The sequence below is a fragment of the Blastococcus sp. SYSU DS0539 genome (genome assembly GCF_054050855.1).
The window spans coordinates 261590-282782 of the sequence record NZ_JBJHAF010000005.1; the positions used below are offsets into that span (position 1 = coordinate 261590).

General features: G+C 74.5%; 27 protein-coding genes. 22 read left to right on the forward strand and 5 right to left on the reverse strand.

The window, feature by feature from the left end; all coding sequences use genetic code 11:
- Window positions 1–22 precede the first annotated feature (22 nt).
- The 10 genes from map (at window position 23) to truA (ending at window position 6276) form a co-directional block, all read left to right on the forward strand.
- The gene (gene map / locus ACI790_RS08995; protein ID WP_456569440.1) at window positions 23–880 is read left to right on the forward strand and encodes a type I methionyl aminopeptidase; all 858 of its coding nucleotides are present in this window, start codon (window positions 23–25) and stop codon (window positions 878–880) included.
- Window positions 881–1125: 245 nt separating this feature from the next.
- Entirely contained in the window at window positions 1126–1347 is a 222-nt protein-coding gene (infA, locus tag ACI790_RS09000) for a translation initiation factor IF-1 (RefSeq protein WP_012950459.1), read from the forward strand.
- A gap of 67 nt (window positions 1348–1414) precedes the next feature.
- Window positions 1415–1528 (forward strand): 50S ribosomal protein L36, encoded by a 114-nt coding sequence (gene rpmJ, locus ACI790_RS09005; RefSeq protein ID WP_012950458.1) that lies wholly within the window; start codon window positions 1415–1417, stop codon window positions 1526–1528.
- A 14-nt stretch (window positions 1529–1542) separates the two neighbouring features.
- On the forward strand, window positions 1543–1923 hold the full coding sequence (gene rpsM / locus ACI790_RS09010; RefSeq protein WP_456569441.1) for a 30S ribosomal protein S13: 381 nt from the start codon (window positions 1543–1545) through the stop codon (window positions 1921–1923).
- Window positions 1924–2022: 99 nt separating this feature from the next.
- The gene (gene rpsK, locus ACI790_RS09015) at window positions 2023–2430 is read left to right on the forward strand and encodes a 30S ribosomal protein S11 (protein ID WP_014377968.1); all 408 of its coding nucleotides are present in this window, start codon (window positions 2023–2025) and stop codon (window positions 2428–2430) included.
- A gap of 33 nt (window positions 2431–2463) precedes the next feature.
- On the forward strand, window positions 2464–3090 hold the full coding sequence (gene rpsD / locus ACI790_RS09020; RefSeq protein ID WP_456569442.1) for a 30S ribosomal protein S4: 627 nt from the start codon (window positions 2464–2466) through the stop codon (window positions 3088–3090).
- A 114-nt stretch (window positions 3091–3204) separates the two neighbouring features.
- On the forward strand, window positions 3205–4281 hold the full coding sequence (locus tag ACI790_RS09025; RefSeq protein ID WP_456569443.1) for a DNA-directed RNA polymerase subunit alpha: 1077 nt from the start codon (window positions 3205–3207) through the stop codon (window positions 4279–4281).
- A gap of 150 nt (window positions 4282–4431) precedes the next feature.
- Window positions 4432–5034, forward strand: a complete 603-nt coding sequence (gene rplQ, locus ACI790_RS09030; protein ID WP_456569444.1) for a 50S ribosomal protein L17 — start codon at window positions 4432–4434, stop codon at window positions 5032–5034.
- Window positions 5031–5405 (forward strand): hypothetical protein, encoded by a 375-nt coding sequence (locus ACI790_RS09035; protein WP_456569445.1) that lies wholly within the window; start codon window positions 5031–5033, stop codon window positions 5403–5405. The genes rplQ and ACI790_RS09035 overlap by 4 nt, the downstream gene beginning before the upstream one ends.
- Window positions 5406–5412: 7 nt before the next feature.
- Window positions 5413–6276, forward strand: coding sequence for a tRNA pseudouridine(38-40) synthase TruA (gene truA, locus ACI790_RS09040; RefSeq protein ID WP_456569470.1), 864 nt, complete (start codon window positions 5413–5415; stop codon window positions 6274–6276).
- A 78-nt stretch (window positions 6277–6354) separates the two neighbouring features.
- On the opposite strand, the gene ACI790_RS09045 is transcribed toward truA, so the two are convergent.
- Window positions 6355–7020 (reverse strand): NAD(P)H-binding protein, encoded by a 666-nt coding sequence (locus ACI790_RS09045; RefSeq protein ID WP_456569446.1) that lies wholly within the window; start codon window positions 7018–7020, stop codon window positions 6355–6357.
- Between the two features lie 10 nt (window positions 7021–7030).
- Window positions 7031–7621 (reverse strand): molybdenum cofactor guanylyltransferase, encoded by a 591-nt coding sequence (gene mobA / locus ACI790_RS09050; protein ID WP_456569447.1) that lies wholly within the window; start codon window positions 7619–7621, stop codon window positions 7031–7033.
- A gap of 41 nt (window positions 7622–7662) precedes the next feature.
- Here mobA and fdhD point away from each other — a divergent pair, with 41 nt between their 5' ends.
- Window positions 7663–8493 (forward strand): formate dehydrogenase accessory sulfurtransferase FdhD, encoded by an 831-nt coding sequence (gene fdhD / locus ACI790_RS09055; protein ID WP_456569448.1) that lies wholly within the window; start codon window positions 7663–7665, stop codon window positions 8491–8493.
- Window positions 8494–8569: 76 nt separating this feature from the next.
- Here fdhD and ACI790_RS09060 read toward each other — a convergent pair whose 3' ends face one another.
- The 3 genes from ACI790_RS09060 to moeA are packed head-to-tail and all read right to left on the reverse strand — an operon-like array spanning window position 8570 to window position 10733.
- The gene (locus tag ACI790_RS09060) at window positions 8570–9067 is read right to left on the reverse strand and encodes a MogA/MoaB family molybdenum cofactor biosynthesis protein (protein WP_456569449.1); all 498 of its coding nucleotides are present in this window, start codon (window positions 9065–9067) and stop codon (window positions 8570–8572) included.
- On the reverse strand, window positions 9064–9537 hold the full coding sequence (gene moaC / locus ACI790_RS09065) for a cyclic pyranopterin monophosphate synthase MoaC (protein ID WP_456569450.1): 474 nt from the start codon (window positions 9535–9537) through the stop codon (window positions 9064–9066). Before moaC ends, ACI790_RS09060 begins: the two co-directional genes overlap by 4 nt.
- On the reverse strand, window positions 9534–10733 hold the full coding sequence (moeA, locus tag ACI790_RS09070; RefSeq protein WP_456569451.1) for a molybdopterin molybdotransferase MoeA: 1200 nt from the start codon (window positions 10731–10733) through the stop codon (window positions 9534–9536). Before moeA ends, moaC begins: the two co-directional genes overlap by 4 nt.
- Window positions 10734–10815: 82 nt before the next feature.
- Between moeA and ACI790_RS09075 the strand changes: the two genes are divergently transcribed.
- The 11 genes from ACI790_RS09075 to tsaE all read left to right on the forward strand — a co-directional run bounded on the left by ACI790_RS09075 (window position 10816) and on the right by tsaE (window position 21127).
- Entirely contained in the window at window positions 10816–11307 is a 492-nt protein-coding gene (locus ACI790_RS09075) for a beta-class carbonic anhydrase (protein ID WP_456569452.1), read from the forward strand.
- 159 nt (window positions 11308–11466) lie between these two features.
- Window positions 11467–11910 carry a 50S ribosomal protein L13 gene (gene rplM, locus ACI790_RS09080; protein WP_456569453.1) on the forward strand — a complete coding sequence of 148 codons (444 nt, stop codon included), beginning with the start codon at window positions 11467–11469 and terminating at the stop codon, window positions 11908–11910.
- Complete coding sequence (gene rpsI, locus ACI790_RS09085) at window positions 11907–12326, forward strand: 30S ribosomal protein S9 (protein ID WP_456569454.1); 420 nt, start codon at window positions 11907–11909, stop codon at window positions 12324–12326. Before rplM ends, rpsI begins: the two co-directional genes overlap by 4 nt.
- An 11-nt stretch (window positions 12327–12337) precedes the next feature.
- Window positions 12338–13678 carry a phosphoglucosamine mutase gene (glmM, locus tag ACI790_RS09090; RefSeq protein ID WP_456569455.1) on the forward strand — a complete coding sequence of 447 codons (1341 nt, stop codon included), beginning with the start codon at window positions 12338–12340 and terminating at the stop codon, window positions 13676–13678.
- 106 nt (window positions 13679–13784) lie between these two features.
- The gene (glmS, locus tag ACI790_RS09095) at window positions 13785–15647 is read left to right on the forward strand and encodes a glutamine--fructose-6-phosphate transaminase (isomerizing) (protein WP_456569456.1); all 1863 of its coding nucleotides are present in this window, start codon (window positions 13785–13787) and stop codon (window positions 15645–15647) included.
- Between the two features lie 139 nt (window positions 15648–15786).
- Entirely contained in the window at window positions 15787–16173 is a 387-nt protein-coding gene (locus tag ACI790_RS09100) for a holo-ACP synthase (RefSeq protein WP_456569457.1), read from the forward strand.
- Window positions 16170–17636: an NAD(P)H-hydrate dehydratase gene (locus ACI790_RS09105; RefSeq protein ID WP_456569458.1), complete on the forward strand. Its 1467-nt coding sequence runs from the start codon at window positions 16170–16172 to the stop codon at window positions 17634–17636. Before ACI790_RS09100 ends, ACI790_RS09105 begins: the two co-directional genes overlap by 4 nt.
- Window positions 17633–18769, forward strand: coding sequence for an alanine racemase (gene alr / locus ACI790_RS09110; RefSeq protein WP_456569459.1), 1137 nt, complete (start codon window positions 17633–17635; stop codon window positions 18767–18769). Before ACI790_RS09105 ends, alr begins: the two co-directional genes overlap by 4 nt.
- On the forward strand, window positions 18769–19962 hold the full coding sequence (locus ACI790_RS09115; protein ID WP_456569460.1) for an alpha/beta fold hydrolase: 1194 nt from the start codon (window positions 18769–18771) through the stop codon (window positions 19960–19962). Before alr ends, ACI790_RS09115 begins: the two co-directional genes overlap by 1 nt.
- A 77-nt stretch (window positions 19963–20039) precedes the next feature.
- The gene (locus ACI790_RS09120) at window positions 20040–20678 is read left to right on the forward strand and encodes a uracil-DNA glycosylase (protein WP_456569461.1); all 639 of its coding nucleotides are present in this window, start codon (window positions 20040–20042) and stop codon (window positions 20676–20678) included.
- Complete coding sequence (gene tsaE / locus ACI790_RS09125; protein ID WP_456569462.1) at window positions 20675–21127, forward strand: tRNA (adenosine(37)-N6)-threonylcarbamoyltransferase complex ATPase subunit type 1 TsaE; 453 nt, start codon at window positions 20675–20677, stop codon at window positions 21125–21127. Before ACI790_RS09120 ends, tsaE begins: the two co-directional genes overlap by 4 nt.
- Window positions 21128–21193 lie beyond the last annotated feature (66 nt).

Below are 21193 nucleotides of genomic sequence, written 5' to 3' on the forward strand. Positions count from 1 at the left end.
GGTACCGGAGGCGGATCTGCACATGACCGGCGGGATCCTCGGCCGCCTTCCGCTGCTCGCCAAGTGGAGTGGACGCATGATCCAGATCAAGACCCCGCACGAGATCGAGCTGATGCGTGGCGCGGGCCTCGTCGTCGCCGGTGCCATCGCCGCCGTCCGGGCCGCCATCCGGCCCGGGGTGACCACCGGTGAGCTCGACGCGATCGCCGAGGACCACATCCGCAGCGCGGGCGCGGTCCCGTCGTTCCTCGGATACCACGGGTTCATCGGCAGCATCTGCGCGTCGATCAACGACGAGATCGTGCACGGCATCCCGAACAAGAGCCGGGCGCTGGCCGAGGGCGACAACGTCTCCATCGACTGCGGCGCCATCCTGCAGGGCTGGCACGGCGATTCCGCCGTGACGGTGACGGTGGGGGAGCCCTCCGCCGAGGACGCGGCGCTGATGGCGGTGACCGAGCGCTCGATGTGGGCGGGGCTGGCCCGGGCCGTGGCCGGTGGCCGGCTCACCGACATCAGCTCGGCGGTGGAGCAGGCGATCCGGGACGAGCCCCACCCGTACGGGATCGTCGACAACTACGGCGGTCACGGCATCGGGACGGAGATGCACCAGGACCCGCACGTTCTGAACTACGGACGCCCCGGCCGCGGGCCGAAGCTGGTGCCCGGGCTCGCACTGGCCATCGAGCCGATGGTCACCGTGGGCGACCCGGCGACGGTCGAGCTCGAGGACGGCTGGACCGTGGTCACCAAGGACGGGTCCCGCGCCGCCCACTTCGAGCACACGGTCGCCATCACCCCGGAGGGCCCGTGGGTCCTCACGGCCGAGGACGGCGGCGTCGCCGGGCTCGCCCCGTTCGGGATCACCGCACGCGCCTGACAGCTGACCGATGAGGGGTGTAGCCCACCCCTCATCGGGCCGGGTTGGTGACAGGTGGGGCGTCGGGGTACGATCTTCTGTGGCGCTAGCGCCGTTCCGTCGTCGTGCTGTGGCCGCATGATCCGGAACGCCCTCTGCGAGAGCGTCAGCACCACCTGTTCTGCAATCTCCGAGCGCGTCCAGCCGGGCACCGGCGCGGGCGCACGAGGATCCAGTACCACCGAGTCAAGGAGTGCGTGTCGGGCATGGCGAAGAAGGACGGGGCCATCGAGGTCGAGGGTCGCGTCGTCGAGCCGCTGCCCAATGCGATGTTCCGGGTCGAGCTGCAGAACGGACACCGGGTGCTCGCCCACATCAGCGGCAAGATGCGTCAGCACTACATCCGCATCCTGCCCGAGGACCGCGTGGTCGTGGAGCTCTCGCCCTACGACCTGACGCGCGGTCGCATCGTCTACCGCTACAAGTGACCGCCGGCGGCCCGCGCAGCGTGCGGGGTCGCGGCACATCGATTTCGAGGAATGAGGGGCGGCACCGGTGAAGGTCCAGCCGTCGGTGAAGAAGATCTGCGACAAGTGCAAGGTGATCCGCCGGCACGGCCGGGTCATGGTCATCTGCGACAACGCCCGGCACAAGCAGCGCCAGGGCTGAGGGAGTACCTGAACATGGCACGACTGGCTGGCGTCGACCTGCCCCGCGAGAAGCGGATGGAGATCGCGCTCACCTACATCTATGGCATCGGCAAGCACCACGCCAAGGAGACCCTGGCCGCGACGGGCGTCAGCCCGGACCTGCGCGCCAAGGACCTCAGTGACGAGGACCTGCTGAAGCTGCGCGACTACATCGACGAGCACTTCCGCGTCGAGGGTGACCTGCGGCGCGAGGTCGCCGGCGACATCCGCCGGAAGATCGAGATCGGTTCCTACCAGGGACTGCGGCACCGCCGCGGTCTCCCGGTGCACGGTCAGCGCACCAAGACCAACGCGCGCTCCAGCAAGGGCCCGCGCAAGACCATCGCCGGCAAGAAGAAGGCCGGCAAGAAGTAAGCCGCGAGCGCGCGTCGTCGCAGATCCCGTGAGGGGGGAGCGTCGACGTGCACGCGTGCTGCCTCTCTAGGCCACGAAGAGAAGGAACCCGACAGACATATGCCTCCCAGGGCTCGCGCCGCGGCCGGTGCCAAGAAGGTCCGCCGCAAGGAGAAGAAGAACGTCGCTCACGGTGCTGCGCACATCAAGAGCACGTTCAACAACACGATCGTCTCGATCACCGATCCCAACGGGAACGTGATCAGCTGGGCCTCAGCCGGCCACGTCGGCTTCAAGGGCTCCCGCAAGTCGACCCCCTTCGCCGCGCAGATGGCCGCCGAGAACGCGGCCCGCAAGGCGCAGGAGCACGGCATGCGCAAGGTGGACGTCTTCGTGAAGGGCCCCGGCTCCGGCCGGGAGACCGCGATCCGCTCGCTCCAGGCCACCGGCCTCGAGGTGGGGCAGATCCAGGACGTCACCCCGCAGCCGCACAACGGCTGCCGCCCCAAGAAGCGCCGCCGGGTCTGACCGGTCACTGACGAGACGAAGAGGTAGATAGACGTGGCCCGTTACACCGGAGCCGACTGCCGCATGTGCCGGCGCGAGAAGATGAAGCTGTTCCTCAAGGGCAGCAAGTGCGAGTCCCCGAAGTGCCCGATCGAGATCCGGCCGTACCCGCCGGGCGAGCATGGCCGGGGTCGCAGCAAGGACAGCGAGTACCTGCTGCAGCTGCGCGAGAAGCAGAAGGCCCGCCGCATCTACGGCGTGCTGGAGAAGCAGTTCCGTGGCTACTACGAAGAGGCCAACCGCAAGACGGGCAAGACCGGTGAGGTCCTGCTGCAGATCCTCGAGTCGCGGCTGGACAACGTGGTCTACCGGGCCGGCTTCGCCGAGTCCCGCGACATGGCCCGCCAGCTGGTGCGCCACGGCCACATCCGGGTGAACGGCCGCAAGGTCGACATCCCGTCCTACCGGGTCAGCGAGAACGACATCATCGAGGTCGCGGAGAAGTCGCGCACGATGCTGCCGTTCGAGATCGCCCAGGCCCGCGCCGGCGAGCGTCCCGTGCCGGCCTGGCTCGAGGTCATCAGCAGCCAGCTGCGCGTGCTCGTGCACAGCATCCCGGCCCGCCAGGTGATCGACACCCCGGTCCAGGAACAGCTGATCGTCGAGCTGTACTCGAAGTAAGCACCACAGCACCACAGCACCACCGGCTCCGGCGGGCGGACAGATGCCCGCCGGAGCCAGCACCACACCTCACGGCGTCATATGGCGGGTGCCGGAGGACCTGAAGGAGAAGCAATGCTCATCGCACAGCGCCCCACGCTGACCGAGGAGACCATCTCGGAGCAGCGCTCGCGGTTCATCATCGAGCCGCTCGAGCCGGGTTTCGGCTACACCCTCGGCAACTCCCTGCGGCGCACGCTGCTGTCGTCCATCCCCGGTGCCGCTGTCACCAGCATCCGCATCGAGGGCACCCTGCACGAGTTCACCACCGTGCCGGGCGTCAAGGAGGACGTCACCGAGATCATCCTGAACCTCAAGGGTCTCGTGGTCAGCTCCGACTCCGACGAGCCGGTGACCATGTATCTGCGCAAGCAGGGCCCCGGTGAGGTCACGGCGGCGGACATCGCCCCGCCGGCCGGCGTCGAGGTGCACAACCCCGAGCTGCACATCGCCACGCTGAACGGCAAGGGCCGGCTCGAGATCGAGCTGGTCGTCGAGCGGGGCCGCGGCTACGTGCCCGCGCCGCAGAACAAGCAGCCCGGCCAGGAGATCGGCCGCATCCCCGTGGACTCGATCTACTCGCCGGTCCTCAAGGTCACCTACGCCGTCGAGGCGACCCGTGTCGAGCAGCGCACCGACTTCGACCGCCTCGTGGTCGACGTCGAGAGCAAGCCCTCGATGGCCCCGCGCGACGCGATCGCGTCCGCCGGGTCCACGCTGGTCGAGCTCTTCGGCCTGCTGCGCGAGCTGAACGTCGACGCCGAGGGCATCGAGGTCGGGCCCAGCCCGGCCGAGGCCGCCGACATCGCGAACTTCTCGATGCCGATCGAGGACATGGACCTCACCGTCCGGTCGTACAACTGCCTCAAGCGCGAGGGCGTGCACACCGTCGGTGAGCTCGTCACCCGCTCCGAGGCCGACCTGCTCGACATCCGGAACTTCGGGGCCAAGTCGATCGACGAGGTCAAGATGAAGCTGGCCGCCATGGGTCTCGCGCTCAAGGACAGCCCGCCCGGGTTCATCCCCACGTCGATCGAGAGCTACGACGAGGGCTACGAGACCGACGCCTACCAGGGCACCGGCGAGTACGCCCCCGGGTACGAGCCGGCCCAGTACGACGAGGGCTCCTTCCAGGAGACCGAGCAGCTCTGACCGGTGCGGCCGGACGGCGGGGGAGCACCCGCCGTCCGGCACCGCCCCGCGGGCAGCCACACTGAACGCGAGCACCACCGCAGTACGGACGACAGCAGCATCACGGATGCAGCCGGCAGCGAGCGCCCGGCCGCCTGAGGAAGGACCGACATGCCCACCCCCACCAAGGGCCCCCGTCTCGGCGGCTCCCCCGCGCACGAGCGGCTGATGCTGGCCAACCTGGCCACCTCGCTGTTCGAGCACGGGCGGATCACCACCACCGAGGCGAAGGCCAAGCGGCTGCGTCCGCTGGCCGAGAAGCTGGTGACCTTCGCCAAGCGCGGTGACCTGCACGCCCGTCGTCAGGTGATGACGACCATCCGTGACAAGGACGTCGTCCACACGCTGTTCGCCGAGATCGGTCCTCGCTTCGAGAACCGTCCCGGTGGCTACACCCGCATCACCAAGGTCGGCCCGCGCAAGGGCGACAACGCCCCGATGGCAGTCATCGAGCTGGTCGAGGCGCTGACCGTCGCCCAGCAGGCCGTCGGCGAAGCCGAGCGGGCCCGTGGCACGCAGTTCGCCACCGGTGCCGGCGCCGCCTCCGCGGCCGGCGAGGTCACCGCCGACGTCGTCGAGCCGACGGACTCCGTCGACTCGGCCGACAGCGCGGACTCGGCCGACAGCGCGGACTCGGCCGACAGCGCGGACACCCCGGACGAGGTCGTCGCCGAGGCGCCCGCCGCCGAGGACGAGGGCACGGACGCGCGATGAGCAACCCCGAGAACGTCGCCGGTGCGGGCGCGGCCGGCGTGTCCGCCGGTGGCGGCGACCAGGGGGCCACGTTCGAGGGTGAGACGACCGGCCCGGGCGGGGACACCTCCCCGGCGGTGACGGACGGCAGCGTCACCGACGAGGCGCAGGAGATCGTCACCGACGTCTTCAGCCCCGACGGTGACCGGCAGGACGACGGCGACGTGACCCCTGAGCCCCAGCGGGAGAACGCCGCTGTCGTGGAGGACCCGGCCCTGTCGCCGGAGGTCGCCCGCGCGGCCGCGGCGGAGATCGAGGCCGCCGAGCTCGGCGACGCCGCGACCGCCAGCCAGCAGTACCAGGGCGGCGACGCCGCGCCCGACCCGAAGTGATCTCTCGCTGAGCCCCCATCAGCAGCAGGACGAGCCCGCCACCGGAACCGGTGGCGGGCTCGTCCGTCTTCGTCTCGGGGTCCAGTACGACGGCACGGGCTTCCACGGCTGGGCCCGGCAGCCCGGGCTGCGCACCGTGCAGGACGAGCTCGAACGCGGGCTGGGCACCGTGCTGCGCACCGACGTGGACCTCACCGTCGCCGGCCGCACCGACGCCGGGGTGCACGCCACCGGGCAGGTGGTGCACGTCGACGTCCCCCGCGACGTGTGGGCGGAGCAGCGGGCCAAGCTGGTCCGCCGGCTGCGCGGGGTCCTGCCGTCCGACGTCGCCGTTCCGCAGGTGAGCGAGGCGCACCCGGACTTCGACGCCCGGTTCGGGGCGCTGGCGCGGCACTACGTGTACCGGCTGACCGACGCGCCGGCCGGGCCCTCGCCGCTGCGCCGGGCGGACACGGTGGCGTGGTCGCGTCGGCTGGATGCGGCGGCGATGGACCTGGCGGCCGGCCTGCTGCTCGGTCAGCACGACTTCGCCGCCTACTGCAAGCGCCGCGAGGGCGCGACGACGATCCGGACCCTCCTCCGCCTGACCGTGGCCCGCCGGCAGGAGGACGACGGCTCGGAGACCGTGCGCGTCGACGCCTCGGCGGACGCGTTCTGCCACTCGATGGTGCGCAGCCTGGTCGGTGGGCTGATCGCGGTCGGGGAGGGACGCCGGCCGCTGGACTGGCCCGCGGGCCTCCTGGCCGGCACCGAGCGGGCGAACGACGTCCCGGTGGCGCCGGCGCACGGGCTGACGCTGGTGGCGGTGGACTACCCGGACGACGCCGGGCTGGCCGCCCGCACGGCGGTCACCCGCGCCCGTCGGGCCTGACGCCTGAACCGGCGGCGAGCCGGTCCGGAGGCGTCCGGCGCGCGGGTCCGGGAGTGCCGCCGGGCGGGCGGGCGGGCGTCAGGGCACGGCGGCGACCGCCTCCGCCACCGGGGTGTCCCCGGAGACGAGCTCCACGACGGCGCCGTCGCGGGGCGAGTCCAGGAAGGCGAGCAGCACCGCGGCGACGTCGTCGCGGGGGATCTCGCCGCGCTCGACGTGCCGGTCGAGGGTGACCCGGCCGGTGCCGGGCTCGTCGGAGAGGCCCCCCGGCCGCAGGACCGTCACCGCGAGCGCCGGGCGGGCCAGCAGGTCCTGCTCGGCGGCGAGCTTGGCGCGCAGGTAGGCGGCGAAGACGTCGTCGACGCCCTCCGGGGCGGCGCCGTCGGCCACCAGGTCGGCGCCCATGGAGGAGACCAGCAGGTACGTGCGCACCCCGGCCCGTTCGGCGGCGTCGGCGAGGAGCACCGCCGCGCCGCGGTCGACGGTGTCCTTCCGCTCGGCGCCGCTGCCGGGGCCGGCGCCGGCGGCGAACACCACGGCATCGGCTCCGGAGGCGACCTCGGCCACCTCGTCGACCGAGGCGTTCTCGAGGTCGAGGACCACCGGCGTCATGCCGTCGTCCTCGAGGTCGGCCCGGTGGTCGGGATTGCGGACGAGGCCGAGGACGGTGTCGCCGCGGGCGGAGAGCAGGCGGCCGAGGCGGCGGGCGACCTGCCCGTGGGCCCCGGCGAGGACGATGCGCATGCGCAGACCCCTACCCGTCGACGCGGGCGGCTACCTCCCGTGCCCGGGCCAGCTCCTCGGGGGTGTCGCAGTCCAGCCACGGGGGCACCCCGCCCGGCGCCGGTGCGGGGTGGTGGCGGTCCACCGCCAGGCCGGCCACCGCCCGGTGCAGCGCCCGCGGGCCGTCCGGGTCGCCGACCGCCGCGCGCAGGGCCGCAGTGCGCCACACGCCGAGCAGGAGCTGGTCCCGGCCGGTGTCGTCGACGACGAGGACGCCGTCCCGGTGCAGCCGCCGGCGCAGCTCGCCGACCAGCCCGCCGGTCACGAACGGCAGGTCGCCGGCGAGCACCGCCACGACGTCGGCGCGCACGGCCGCCAGCCCGGCCCGCAGCGCCGCCACCGGCCCCCCGCCGGGCGGCTCCTCGCGGGTCACGACGACGTCGCCCGGGACCTCCTGCGGCGGGCCGACCACGACCCGCTGCGCGGCGTCGTCCACGGCGGCCAGGACGGCCGAGAGCATCGTCCGGCCGCCCACGCGCAGCTGCGGCTTGGCCTGCCCGCCCAGCCGCTGGGCCCGGCCGCCGGCCAGCACCACGGCCGCGTACGGCGGCAGCTCCTCCATGGCAGCACCGTAGGCCGCCGGCCGTGGGTACCGTCCACGTCGTGGGACGAGTCACCAGCCGCACCCCGGTGCTGCGCATCCGAGGTCAGCACCGCACCACCCGACCCGACGCCGTGGCCGCCGAGGAGCCGCTGGAGATCCGGCTGAACGGCACGCCGCTGGCGGTGACCATGCGGACCCCGGGGGACGACTTCGACCTGGTGCACGGCTTCCTCGCCACCGAGGGGGCGATCCGCGGGGCCGACGACGTGGCCGGGCTGCGCTACTGCGACTCCGTGGACGCCGACGGGCGCAACACCTACAACGTCGTCGACGTCGACCTCGCCCCCGGCGTGCCGATGCCCGACACCGGGCTGGAGCGGAACTTCTACACGTCCAGCTCCTGCGGGGTGTGCGGCAAGGCCAGCATCGACGCGATCCGCACCAAGACCGCGTACGACGTCGCCGCCGATCCGGTGCGCCTCCCGCTGGAGGTGCTCCTGGCGCTGCCGGACCGCCTGCGGGCCGCCCAGCAGGTCTTCGACAAGACCGGCGGGCTGCACGCCGCGGGGCTGTGCACGGCCGCCGGGGAGCTCGTGGCGGTGCGCGAGGACGTCGGCCGGCACAACGCCGTGGACAAGGTGATCGGCGACGGCGTCCGCACGGGCCGGCTGCCGCTGGCCGGTCATGTGCTGATGGTCAGCGGCCGGGCCAGCTTCGAGCTGACCCAGAAGGCGGCCATGGCGGGCATCCCGGTGCTGGCCGCGGTGTCCGCGCCGTCGTCGCTGGCCGTGGAGCTGGCCCGGGAGGTCGGGATCACGCTGGTCGGCTTCCTCCGCGGCGACGGCTGCAACGTCTACACGCACACGGAGCGCATCGAGCTGCCCGCGTAACGGTCAGCGTGTGCGCCGAAGCCGGACTCCGGTCGCTGGAACCCCGCGTCGGCGCACACGCCCGCCTGCGCGGCGGTCAGACGTGGTCGCCGCCGCGGAGCTGGCTGACCACGTGGGGGAGCAGCGGTCCGAGGACCGCCAGCCCGTCGCGCACCCCGCCGGTGGAGCCGGGCAGGTTGACGATCAGCGTGCGGGCCGCGGTGCCCGCCACCCCGCGGGAGAGCACCGCCGTCGGCACCCCGTTGTCGGCTCCGTAGCGGCGGACGGCCTCGGCCAGCCCGGGCGCCTCCCGCTCCAGCACCCGGCGGGTCGCCTCCGGGGTGACGTCGGTGGGGGAGAGGCCCGTGCCGCCGGTGGTGACCACCACGTCGACGCCGAGGTCGACCGCGGCGCGGATGACCGCCTCCAGCTCACCGACGTCGTCGGGGCGCACGTGCGGCCCCTCGACGGCGAAGCCCAGGTCGCGCAGCCCGGCGGCGAGCGCCTGTCCGCTGCGGTCCTCGTAGACGCCGGCGTAGGCCCGGTTCGAGGCGGTCAGCACCAGCGCCCGGGCTCCGGCGGGCAGCTCGCTCATCGGGTCCACTCCCCGCTCTTGCCGCCGCTCTTGCGCAGCAGCCGCACGTCGGTGATGGACGCCCTCGGGTCGACGGCCTTCACCATGTCGATCATCGTCAGCCCGGCGACGGCGACCGAGGTCAGCGCCTCCATCTCCACCCCGGTGCGGTCGGCGGTGCGGGCGGTGGCGGTGATCTCGACGGCGTCGTCGGTCACCTCCAGGTCGACGGTGACCCCGTGCAGCGCGATGGGGTGGCACAGCGGGACGAGGTCCGGGGTCCGCTTGGCGCCGGCGATGCCCGCGATCCGGGCGACGGCGACCGCGTCGCCCTTCGGCACGCCCGTGCCGCGGAGCAGCGCGACCACCTCCGGGCTGACCAGCACCCGGCCGGCGGCGGTGGCCTCCCGGGCGGTGACCGCCTTCGCGCTGACGTCCACCATGCGCGCGGCACCGTGCTCGTCGACGTGGGTGAGACGTGACTCGGTCACTGGAGCGCTCCCTCGATCAGCACGACGTCGACCTCGGCGCCGGCGGGCAGTTCGGTGACGTCCTCTGCGACGACCACCAGGCAGTTGGCGCGGGCCAGGTGCGCCACGAGGTGCGATCCCGGGCCGCCGACCTGGGACACCACGCCGCCCTCGTAGCGGCCGCGCAGGTACTGGCGGCGCCCGGCGGGGGAGCGCAGCGGCCCGGCGAGCCGGGCGGGCACCCGCAGCCGGTCGGGGGCGGTGTGCCCGAGCGCGCGGCGCAGTGCGGGGCGGACGAAGACCTCGAACGAGACGAACGCGCTCACCGGGTTGCCGGGGAGCGTGACCACCGGCACGCCGTCGACCGTGCCGGCCCCCTGGGGACCGCCGGGCTGCATGGCGACCTTGACGAAGCCGACGGTGCCCAGCGTGCGGAAGGCGTCCTTGACGACCTCGTAGGCGCCGGCGCTCACGCCGCCGCTGGTCACGAGCAGGTCCGCCGTCGCCAGCTCGGCGCGCACCGTGCCGAGGAACTGGTCGACGTCGTCGGGGACGAAGTGCAGCCGCCGGGGCGAGCCGCCGGCCTCCTCGACCGCGGCGGCCAGCAGGGTGGAGTTCGACTCGTAGATCTGCCCCGGGGCGAGCTCCTGGCCGGGAGCGACCAGCTCGCTGCCGGTCGAGAGCACCAGCACCCGGGGACGCCGCCGGACCGGCAGCTCGGTCACGCCCACCGCGGCCGCCAGCCCGAGCTGCGCGGCACCCAGCGGTGCGCCCGGGGAGAGGGCGACGGTCCCGGCCGCGATGTCCTCGCCGGCTCGGCGAAGGTGGCTGCCGGCGGGCGGGCAGTCCCGCAGCTCCACGACGTCGGTGCCGCCGTCGGTGAGCTCGACCGGGACGACGACGTCGGCACCGGGGGGCAGCGGGGCGCCGGTCATGATGCGGTGCACGGTGCCCGGCGCCAGCGGGACGACGTCGGTGCGCCCCGCCGGGATGTCCTCGGCCACCGGCAGGCGCACGGGCAGGCCGGCGCCGCCGACCTCGGCCCACCGGGCGGCGTAACCGTCCATCGCGGAGTTGTCGAAACCCGGCAGCGGCACCGCGGCGACGACGTCGCGGGCCAGCACCCGGCCGTGGGCCGCCGCCAGCGGCACCCGCTCCTCGGGAGCGGCGGGCAGCAGGGCGTTCACCACCGCCTGGTGTTCCTCGACCGTGCGCACGGGGCCCATCCTGGCCGATTCCCCCCGGCCGCACCTCCGGCGGTCGCCGGTTACTGTCGCCGGCACGACCAGGAGACGGAGGATGCGCGTGGCCGAGATCGACCGGATGCTCGAGGCGAACGAGCAGTGGGCGGAGCAGTTCCCGGGGAGCAAGCCGGTCGCGCCGGCGCGCAAGGTCGCCGTCGTGGCGTGCATGGACTCCCGCATGCCGCTGTTCGGGCTGCTGGGCCTCGCCGTCGGCGACGCGCATGTCATCCGCAACGCCGGCGGGGTCATCACCGAGGACACGATCCGCTCGCTGACGATCTCCCAGCACCTGCTCGGCACCCGCGAGATCGTGCTGGTGCACCACACCGACTGCGGGTTGCAGAAGAGCAACGACGTGGACTTCGCCGACCTGGTGGAGAAGGCGACCGGCCGGCGTCCGCCGTGGGCGGCGCGCACCTTCACCGACGTCGACGCCGACGTGCGCGAGTCGATGCGGCTGCTGCGGGACTCCCCGTACCTGCTCTCGCACGAGGTGCGCGGGACCGTCTACGACGTGGAGACCGGCCGCCTGCGCGAGGTCCGCTGACCGGTCCGCCGACAGCGGCGGGCATCGCCCGGCGGCGCCCTGGTATCGTGACCGGCTGGCGCGCGCAAGCCGGCTGGTGCCCGCGCGTCGTTCCTGTCTCCCGTGCTCGGTGAGGCGATCCCACCAGCCATCCCGACGACGACGGAGGACACGAGCGCCGTGCGCACGTACACCCCCAAGCCCGGTCAGGTCGACCGGGCCTGGCTCGTCATCGACGCCACCGATGTGGTGCTCGGTCGACTGGCCAGCCAGACCGCGCAGCTCCTGCGCGGCAAGCACAAGCCCCAGTACGCCCCGCACGTGGACGTCGGCGACTTCGTCGTCATCGTCAACGCCGGCAAGGTCGCCCTCACCGGGTCGAAGCGGGAGGACAAGGTGGCCTACCGCCACTCCGGCCACCCGGGCGGTCTGAAGACCACCAACGTCGGCGACCAGCTGCGCACGCACCCCGACCGCGTCATCGAGCGCGCGGTCAAGGGCATGCTCCCGCACAACAGCCTCGGTCGGCAGATGCTCAAGAAGCTCAAGGTCTACGCCGGCCCGGAGCACCCGCACGCCGCGCAGCAGCCCACGAACTACGAGATCAAGCAGGTGGCCCAGTGACCAGCGCACTGACCGTGACCGACGCCGAGGGGCGTCCGGTGCAGACCGTCGGCCGGCGCAAGGAGGCCGTCGTCCGCGTCCGGCTGCTCCCCGGCACCGGCCAGTTCAAGCTGAACGGCCGCTCCCTCGAGGAGTACTTCCCGAACAAGGTGCACCAGCAGCTCATCCGTGAGCCGTTCGTGACCCTGGAGAAGGGCGAGCAGTACGACGTCGTCGGCCTGCTCAAGGGTGGCGGCGTCACGGGTCAGGCCGGCGCGCTGCGCCTGGCCATCGCCCGCGCCCTCATCGAGATCGAGGCCGAGGACCGTCCGGCGCTCAAGAAGGCCGGCTTCCTCACCCGTGACCCGCGGGTCAAGGAGCGCAAGAAGTACGGGCTCAAGAAGGCCCGCAAGGCGCCTCAGTACTCCAAGCGCTGACCGGCACGCCCGTGGGTCGCCTCTTCGGGACCGACGGCGTCCGGGGTCGGGCCAACTCCGACCTCACGCCGGAGCTGGCCCTCTCGGTGGCTCGTGCCGCCGCAAGCGTGCTCGCCGACCGCGACGGGACCTCGCGTCCCGTCGCGGTCGTCGGTCGCGACCCCCGCGCCAGCGGGGAGATGCTCGAGGCCGCGGTCGTCGCGGGCCTCACGAGCGCCGGAGCCGAGGTGCTCCTCGCCGGGGTGGTCCCCACGCCGGCGCTGGCCTACCTGACCGGCCGCAACGACGCCGACCTGGGCGTCATGATCTCGGCCAGTCACAACCCGATGCCCGACAACGGGATCAAGCTCTTCAGCCGGGGCGGGCACAAGCTGCCCGATGCCGTCGAGGCCGCCGTCGAGCGGGCCGTGACCTCCGGCTCCTCCGACGGGCACCGCCCCAGCGGGGACCGGATCGGCCGCGTCCACGCGCTCGACGACGGCGCCCAGGCCTACGTCGAGCACCTGCTGTCCACGGTCGAGCGGCCGCTGACCGGCCTCTCCGTCGTCGTCGACGGGGCGCACGGCGCCGCCGCCACCGCCGCGCCGGAGGTCTACCGCCGCGCCGGGGCCACCGTGCACGCGATCGGCTGCGCGCCGGACGGCTGGAACATCAACGACGGCATCGGGTCCACCCACCTGGGCCCGCTGATCGACGCCGTCCGGGAACGCGGGGCCGACATCGGCATCGCCCACGACGGGGACGCCGACCGCTGCCTGGCCGTCACCGCCGCCGGGGAGGTCGTCGACGGCGACGCCATCCTCGCGGTGTGCGCGCTGGCCCTGCACGAGCAGGGGGCGCTGAAGTCCGACACCGTCGTCGCGACGGTCATGAGCAACCTCGGCTTCCACCACACGATGCGCGACGCCGGCATCTCGGTGCAGACCACGGCCGTCGGTGACCGGTACGTGCTCGAGGCGCTGCGCGCCTCCGACCTCAGCCTCGGCGGGGAGCAGAGCGGGCACCTGGTGTTCCTGCAGCACGCGACCACCGGCGACGGGCTGCTCACCGGCCTGGCCCTGCTGTCCCGGATGGCGGCGACCGGCGCCTCGCTGGCGGAGCTCGCCTCCGTGGTGCAGCGGCTGCCGCAGGTGCTGGTCAACGTCCCCGTGCACGACCGGATCGCGGTCGCGGAGAGCGAGGCGGTCGCCGCCGCCGTCAACGCGGTGGAGGCCGAGCTCGGCGACTCCGGGCGGGTGCTGCTGCGGCCCTCGGGCACCGAGCAGCTGATCCGGGTGATGGTCGAGGCGCCGACGCAGGAGCAGGCGGACGCCGTCGCCGCGCGCCTGGCCGTGGTCGTCGCCGCCGTCTGATCCGGCGCGAGGGCGCACGGGGCGGGTGGGACCGCTGGGGCGACATGTGGTCGTCCCGCGCCGTCTTTGACGGACCGGTCCGGCACCGGTCGGTACGCTCGGACAAATGTGCGGCATCGTGGGATACGTCGGCCCCCAGGACGCGACCGGCGTGGTCCTCGAAGGACTACGCCGGCTCGAGTACCGCGGATACGACTCCGCAGGCATCGCCGTCGTCGACGGCGCCGAGCTGAGCACGGCCAAGAAGGCCGGCAAGCTGGCCAACCTGGAGAAGGTGCTGGCCGACCGGCCCCTCCCGCCGGCCACCATCGGCATCGGGCACACCCGCTGGGCCACCCACGGCGGCCCGACCGACCGCAACGCCCACCCGCACGTGTCCGCCGACGGGTCCGTCGCGGTCATCCACAACGGGATCATCGAGAACTTTGCGGCGCTGCGGGCCGAGTGCGAGGCGGCCGGCATCGAGTTCACGTCGGAGACCGACACCGAGGTGGTCGCCCACCTGCTGGCCTCGGTCTACGTGACCACCCCGGAGGGGCCCGGGCGGCTGGCCGAGGCCCTGCGGGCGGTGTGCCAGCGGCTGGAGGGGGCGTTCACCCTCGTCGCCACGCACGTCGCCGAGCCGGACACCCTCGTCGCCGCCCGGCGCAGCAGCCCCCTCGTGGTCGGCATCGGGGAGGGCGAGTACTTCCTGGGGTCCGACGTCGCCGCGTTCATCGGCCACACCCGCGAGGCGCGCGAGCTCGGCCAGGACCAGGTCGTGGAGATCGACCGCACCCGCGGGCTCTCGGTGACCGGCTTCGACGGCACGCCGGCCGAGCCGACGGCCTACACCGTCGACTGGGACGCCGCCGCCGCCGAGAAGGGCGGCTACGACTGGTTCATGCTCAAGGAGATCGCCGAGCAGCCGCAGGCGATCGCCGACACGCTGCTGGGCCGCCTGGCCGAGAACGGCGAGCTGGTGCTCGACGAGGTGCGCCTGTCGGACCAGGAGCTCCGCGACATCGACAAGATCTTCGTCGTCTCCTGCGGCACCAGCTACCACGCGGGCCTCATCGCGAAGTACGCCATCGAGCACTGGACCCGCATCCCGGTCGAGGTCGAGGTGGCCAGCGAGTTCCGCTACCGCGACCCGGTCCTCGACCGCTCGACGCTGGTGGTCGTCATCAGCCAGTCCGGCGAGACGATGGACACGCTGATGGCGCTCCGGCACGCCAAGGACCAGAAGGCCCGCGTGCTGGCCATCTGCAACGCCAACGGCTCGACCATCCCGCGGGAGTCCGACGCCGTCCTCTACACCCACGCCGGCCCGGAGATCGCCGTCGCGTCGACCAAGGCGTTCCTGGCGCAGATCGTCGCCTGCTACCTGGTGGGGCTGTTCCTCGCCCAGGTGCGCGGGGTGAAGTACGAGGACGAGGTCACCGCGATCGTCGACGACCTGCGCCGCCTGCCCGAGGCGGTCGCCGAGGTGCTCACCGGCATGGAGGAGGTGCGCGCGCTCGGCCGCTCCCTGGCCGACGCGGGCACGATCCTGTTCCTCGGCCGGCACGTCGGGTTCCCCGTCGCGCTGGAGGGTGCGCTCAAGCTCAAGGAGCTGGCCTACATCCACGCCGAGGGCTTCGCCGCCGGCGAGCTCAAGCACGGCCCGATCGCCGTCATCGACCAGGGCACCCCGGTCATCGTCATCGTGCCGTCGCCGCGCAGCCGCAACTCGGTGCACGGCAAGGTCGTCTCTAACATCCAGGAGGTCCGGGCCCGCGGGGCGCGGACGATCGTCATCGCCGAGGAGGGCGACGACGAGGTGGTGCCCTACGCCGACCACCTGATCCGGGTGCCCCGCACGCCGACCCTCATGGCGCCGGTGGTGACGACGGTGCCGCTGCAGGTGCTCGCCTGCGAGATCGCCGACACCCGCGGCTACGACGTCGACCAGCCGCGCAACCTGGCCAAGAGCGTCACCGTCGAGTGAGCCGGCGATGATCACGTGAGCTGATCATCGGGTGTCCTCCCTCGCCGCAGACGACGGGGGAGGACGCCGTCAGGCGGGGTAGGACGGCCCTCGGCGGGACCGGACGGCGGTGCGGACGGCCACGCGGCAGACTGGCCGGGTGATCATCGGGGTCGGGATCGACGTGGTGCCGGTGGAGCGCTTCGCGCAGTCGCTCACCCGGACGCCGGGGCTGCGGGACCGCCTGTTCACCGCCGACGAGCAGCGCACGCCGTCGGGGTCCCCGCGCACCGGCGAGTCGCTGGCCGCCCGCTTCGCCGCCAAGGAGGCGCTGGCCAAGGCGCTCGGTGCCCCCGGCGACCTGCACTGGCACGACGCCGAGGTCACCGTCGGCGAGCACGGCCGCCCGCACCTGGCGGTCCGGGGCTCGGTGGCCGGCCGGGCGGAGCAGCTCGGGGTCACCACCTGGCACGTCTCGCTGAGCCACGACGGCGGCATCGCGTCAGCGGTGGTCGTCGCCGAGGGACTGCACCGGGAGGCGACGTGATCGGCCTGCACACCGCCGCGGAGATCCGGAGGGCCGAGGCCCCGCTGCTGGCGTCCCTGCCCGACGGCGCGCTCATGCAGCGCGCCGCCGCGGGGCTGGCCACCGTGTGCGTACGGCTGCTGGGCCGCTCGTACGGGGTCCGCGTCGCCCTGCTCGTCGGCGCGGGGAACAACGGCGGCGACGCGCTGTTCGCCGGCGCCCGGCTGGCGGCCCGGGGAGCGCGGGTCACCGCCGTCCTGCTCGATCCGGCCCGGGCCCACGCCGCGGGGCTGTCCGCGCTGCGCGCCGCCGGGGGGCGGTGCGTGCCGCCCGACGACGCCGGTCCCGTGCTCGACCGCGCGGACCTGGTGCTGGACGGGATCGTCGGCATCGGTGGCTCCGGCGGTCTGCGGCCGGCGGCGGCCGCGCTGGTCGAGCGGGCCGCCACCGGACCCGCGCTGATGGTCGCCGTCGACGTGCCGAGCGGGGTCGACGCCGACACCGGAGCCGTCGAGGGCACCGCCTTCCCCGCGACGCACACCGTGACCTTCGGCGCGGTCAAGCCGGGGCTGGTCGTGGGGGAGGGGCGCGGCTCCGCCGGCGAGGTCCACCTGGTCGACATCGGGCTGGGCCCCTACCTGCCCCGGGCCTCGGCCGGCCGGCTCACCGACGCCGACGCCGCGGCCCGGCTGCCGCTCCCGGACGCCGACGGCGACAAGTACTCCCAGGGGGTCGTCGGCGTCGTCGCCGGCTCGGCCACCTATCCGGGCGCGGGGGTGCTGTGCACCGGGGCCGCGCTGCGCACCCGCCCCGGGCTGGTGCGCTACGCCGGCACGGCCGCCGAGGGCGTGCGGGCGGCCTGGCCGGAGGCGATCGTGACCGCGGGCCGCCCGGCCGACGCCGGCCGGGTGCAGGCCTGGGTGGTCGGCCCCGGCACGGGTACCGACGACGACGCGCGCAGCGTCCTGGCCGAGGTGCTCGGCACCGACCTGCCGGTGCTGGTGGACGCCGACGCGCTGACGATGCTCGCCCGCGAGCCGGAGCTGGTGCGGGGCCGGGCGGCCGCCACCGTGCTCACCCCGCACGACCGGGAGTTCGCCCGCTTCGGCGCCGAGCCCGGCGGCGACCGGATCGGGGCCGCGCGCCGGCTGGCGGCCGACCTCGGCGTCGTCGTCCTGCTCAAGGGAGAGGCCACCGTGGTCGCCGATCCGGACGGCACCGCCTTCGTCAACGCCACCGGTACGCCCTGGCTGGCCACCGCCGGCACCGGCGACGTGCTGTCCGGGATCACCGGCGCGCTGCTGGCCGCCGGCCTGCCGGCGGCGGAGGCGGCTGCCGTGGCGGCGCACGTGCACGGTCGGGCGGGCCAGGTCGCCGCGGCGCGGGGCCCCCTGATCGCCGGCGACCTGGTGCGGCACCTGCCCGAGGCGATCGACCGGGTGCGCGCTGCCCGCTCCGGGGGCCTGCCAGACTCGGAGGCGTGACGAACGGGACCGGGACCGAGGTGGTCGTCGACCTCGACGCCATCGCGGCGAACACGGCGGCGCTGCGCGAGCGCGTGCGCCGCCCGCTCATGGCGGTGGTGAAGGCCGACGGCTACGGGCACGGCCTGGTGCCCGCCGCGCGGGCGACGCTGGCCGGTGGCGCCGACCAGCTCGGCGTGGCCGTCGTGGACGAGGCGCTCGCGCTGCGGGCCGCCGGCATCACCGCACCGGTGCTCGCCTGGCTGCACGGGCCGGGCGCCGACTTCGCCGCGGCGCTGGCCGCCGACGTCGAGGTGTCGGTCAACGCCGCCTGGGGTCTCGCGGAGGTCGTGGCCGCCGCCCGCGCGACCGGCCGCACCGCCCGGCTGCACCTGTTCGTCGACACCGGGCTCTCCCGCGAGGGCGCGCCCATGACCGAGTGGCCCGCGCTGGTGGACGCCGCGGCGCGGGCCCAGGCCGACGGCGACGTCGTCGTGGTCGGGCTCTGGAGCCACCTGGCCTACGCCGACGCCCCGACGCACCCCACCATCGGCGTCCAGGTGCGGGTGTTCGAGGAGGCGGTCGCGATCGCGCGGGCGGCCGGGCTCGGCGAGGCCCGGTGCCACCTGGCCAACTCCGCGGCCACCGTGGCCCTGCCCGGCACCTGGTTCGACATGGTGCGGCCGGGCATCGCCGTCTACGGGCTGGACCCGCTCGGCGGGAACGCCGCCGACCACGGCCTCCGGCCGGCGATGACGGTGCGGGCCCGGGTCGCGCTGACCAAGCGGGTGGCCGCCGGGGCCGGGGTGTCCTACGGGCACACCTACGCCACCGCGGCCGAGACGACGCTCGCCCTCGTGCCGGCGGGCTACGCCGACGGGGTGCCCCGGGCCGGCGGGAACCGGGCTCCGGTGCTCGCCGCCGGCCGGCAGCGGACGATCGCCGGCCGGGTGTGCATGGACCAGTTCGTCGTCGACGTCGGGGACGACCCGGTCGCGCCCGGCGACGAGGTGGTGCTCTGGGGCCCGGGGGACGACGGCGAACCGACGGCGCAGCAGTGGGCCGACGCCGTCGACACGATCCACTACGAGCTGGTCACCCGGATCGGTGGCCGGTTCGCCCGCCGCTACGTCGGCTCGGCGGGGGCGGTCTGATGGCGCGCTCCCGCCCGCCCGCGGGGAAGCCGGTCCGCGCGCACACCGCCGGTGTGCTGGGGGCCGTCGTCGGGCTCGCGGCGGCCGGTACCGCCGCCGGGGTGGCCGTCAGCCGGATCGCCGCGCGCCGGGTGCGCGCCGCCGAGCTCGGGCCGGCCGCGGAGCTGCCGCGCGAGCTGGCCGAGGTCCGGCTCCGCCAGAACGACCCGCTGGGCGCCGACGCCCGTCCGGCCGATCGCACCGCGCTGGTCCAGGCCGACGACGGCGTGCTGCTGGCCGTGGAGGAGATCGGGCCGCGGGACGCTCCGCTCACCGTCGTCTTCGTGCACGGCTACACCCTGTCGATGGCGTCGTGGGCCTTCCAGCGGCGCACGCTCGCCGCGGAGCTGGCCACCGCGAACGGGCACCGCCCCCGGGCGCGGCTGGTGTTCTACGACCAGCGCGGCCACGGCTCCTCCGGCCGGGGCCCGGCGGGGCACTCCACGATCGAGCAGCTGGCCGCCGACCTCGCGTCGGTCCTGGCCGCCCGCGCCCCGCGGGGCCCGGTCGTGCTCGTCGGGCACTCCATGGGCGGGATGACCATCATGGGCCTGGCCGCGACGCGGCCGGAGCTCTTCGGCACCCGGGTGACCGGCGCCGCGCTGCTCTCCACCTCCAGCGGCAACCTGGCCGAGCTCAGCTTCGGCCTGCCCGAGATGCTCACCCGCGTCCGGGCCGCGGTGCTGCCGGTCGCCGCCTGGACGATGCGGCACCGGCCGGCGTTCGCCGAGCGCACCCGCCGGGTCGCCGCGGAGCTGGTGTCCGCGGCGACGAAGGCGCTGTCGTTCGGCTCGGCGGACGTCGACCCCGCGCTGGTCCGTTACGTCGACGCGATGATCGCGGGCACCCCCGTCGACGTGATCGCGGAGTTCTACCCGGCGCTGGCCGGCCTCGACGAGACCGGCCGGCTGGAGCCGCTGCGCCGGGTGCCCACGCTGGTCCTCACCGGGGACCGGGACAAGATGATCCCCAAGGAGCACAGCGACCTGATCGTGGAGCGGCTCGGGCAGGCGGGCGAGAACGCCGTCGACTACGTCGTCGTCCCGGGGGCCGGGCACATGGTCCCCCTGGAGGAGCCCGACGAGGTGAGCCGTGCGCTCACCGCCCTGCTGCGCCGGGTGGCCGCCGGCCGCACGGTGGGCGCGCCGAGCTGAGCCACCGGCGGCGCCCGCCACCCCGCGGGCGGAGGCGGCCGCCGGAAGCGATCCGCGCCCACGGTTAGGGTGCGCGGGTGGCCGCTCCCCGTCCGCCCCGGTTCGACGCCGACGCCGCCGAGGTGGCGCGCGTCGCGGCGGCCGCCCCGGACTGGGCGGCGCTCGCCGCGGCGGCACGGCCCTGCACGGCCTGCCCCGAGCTGGCCGCCACCCGGCAGCACGTCGTCGTCGGCGACGTCCCGGCGAGCGGGCGGCCGCGGTTCGTGCTGATCGGCGAGGCGCCCGGCGCCACCGAGGACGAGACCGGCCGGCCGTTCGTCGGCCGGTCCGGGGCGCTGCTGGACCAGCTGCTGGCCGAGGCGGGGCTGGACCGCGCCGAGGCGGCGGTGCTCAACGTCGTCAAGTGCCGGCCGCCGGCCAACCGGACGCCGAGGTCGGTCGAGGTGCAGCGCTGCGGCGGCTGGCTGCGGCGCCAGCTGGAGCTGCTCGACGCCCGGGTCGTCGTCGCCCTCGGCCTGTCGTCGGCCAAGTGGTTCCTCGGCCCCCGCACCGTGCTGGCCGGCGTCCGCGGCCGCCCGCACGAGGTCGACGGACGCGCGGTGTGGGCCACCTACCACCCGTCGGCCGCGATCCGGTTCGGCCCGAACGGCGCCCCCCGCGCCGGGCTGCTGGCCGACCTCACCGCCGTCGCCGAGTCGCTGGAGGCCGCCGCGTGAAGCGCGCCCACGAGCTGCCCACCCTTGCCGAGACGCAGGCGCTGGGCGAGGCGCTGGCCGGGCTCGCCCGCGCCGGCGACCTGCTGGTCCTGGTCGGGCCCCTGGGCGCGGGCAAGACCGCCCTCACCCAGGGGATCGGTGCGGGGCTGGGCGTCCGGGAGCCGGTCACCTCCCCGACGTTCGTCATCGCCCGCGTGCACCGGGACGGGCGTATCCCCCTCGTGCACGTCGACGCCTACCGGCTGGGCGGGCACGCCGACGTCGACGACCTGGACCTCGACGCCTCGACCGAGGAGTCGGTCACGGTGGTCGAGTGGGGGCAGGGGCTCGTCGAGCAGCTGGCCGACGAGCACCTCGAGGTGCGGCTGGACCGCCGTGACGACGACGTCCGCACGGCGCTGCTCGTGCCGCACGGCCCGGGCTGGACGGCCCGGATCGACGCCGCCTGAGCTCAGCGCGTCAGCCGGTCGCCGTCGCCGCTGACCTTCCGCCCGTGGACCGCCGGGTGGAGCTGA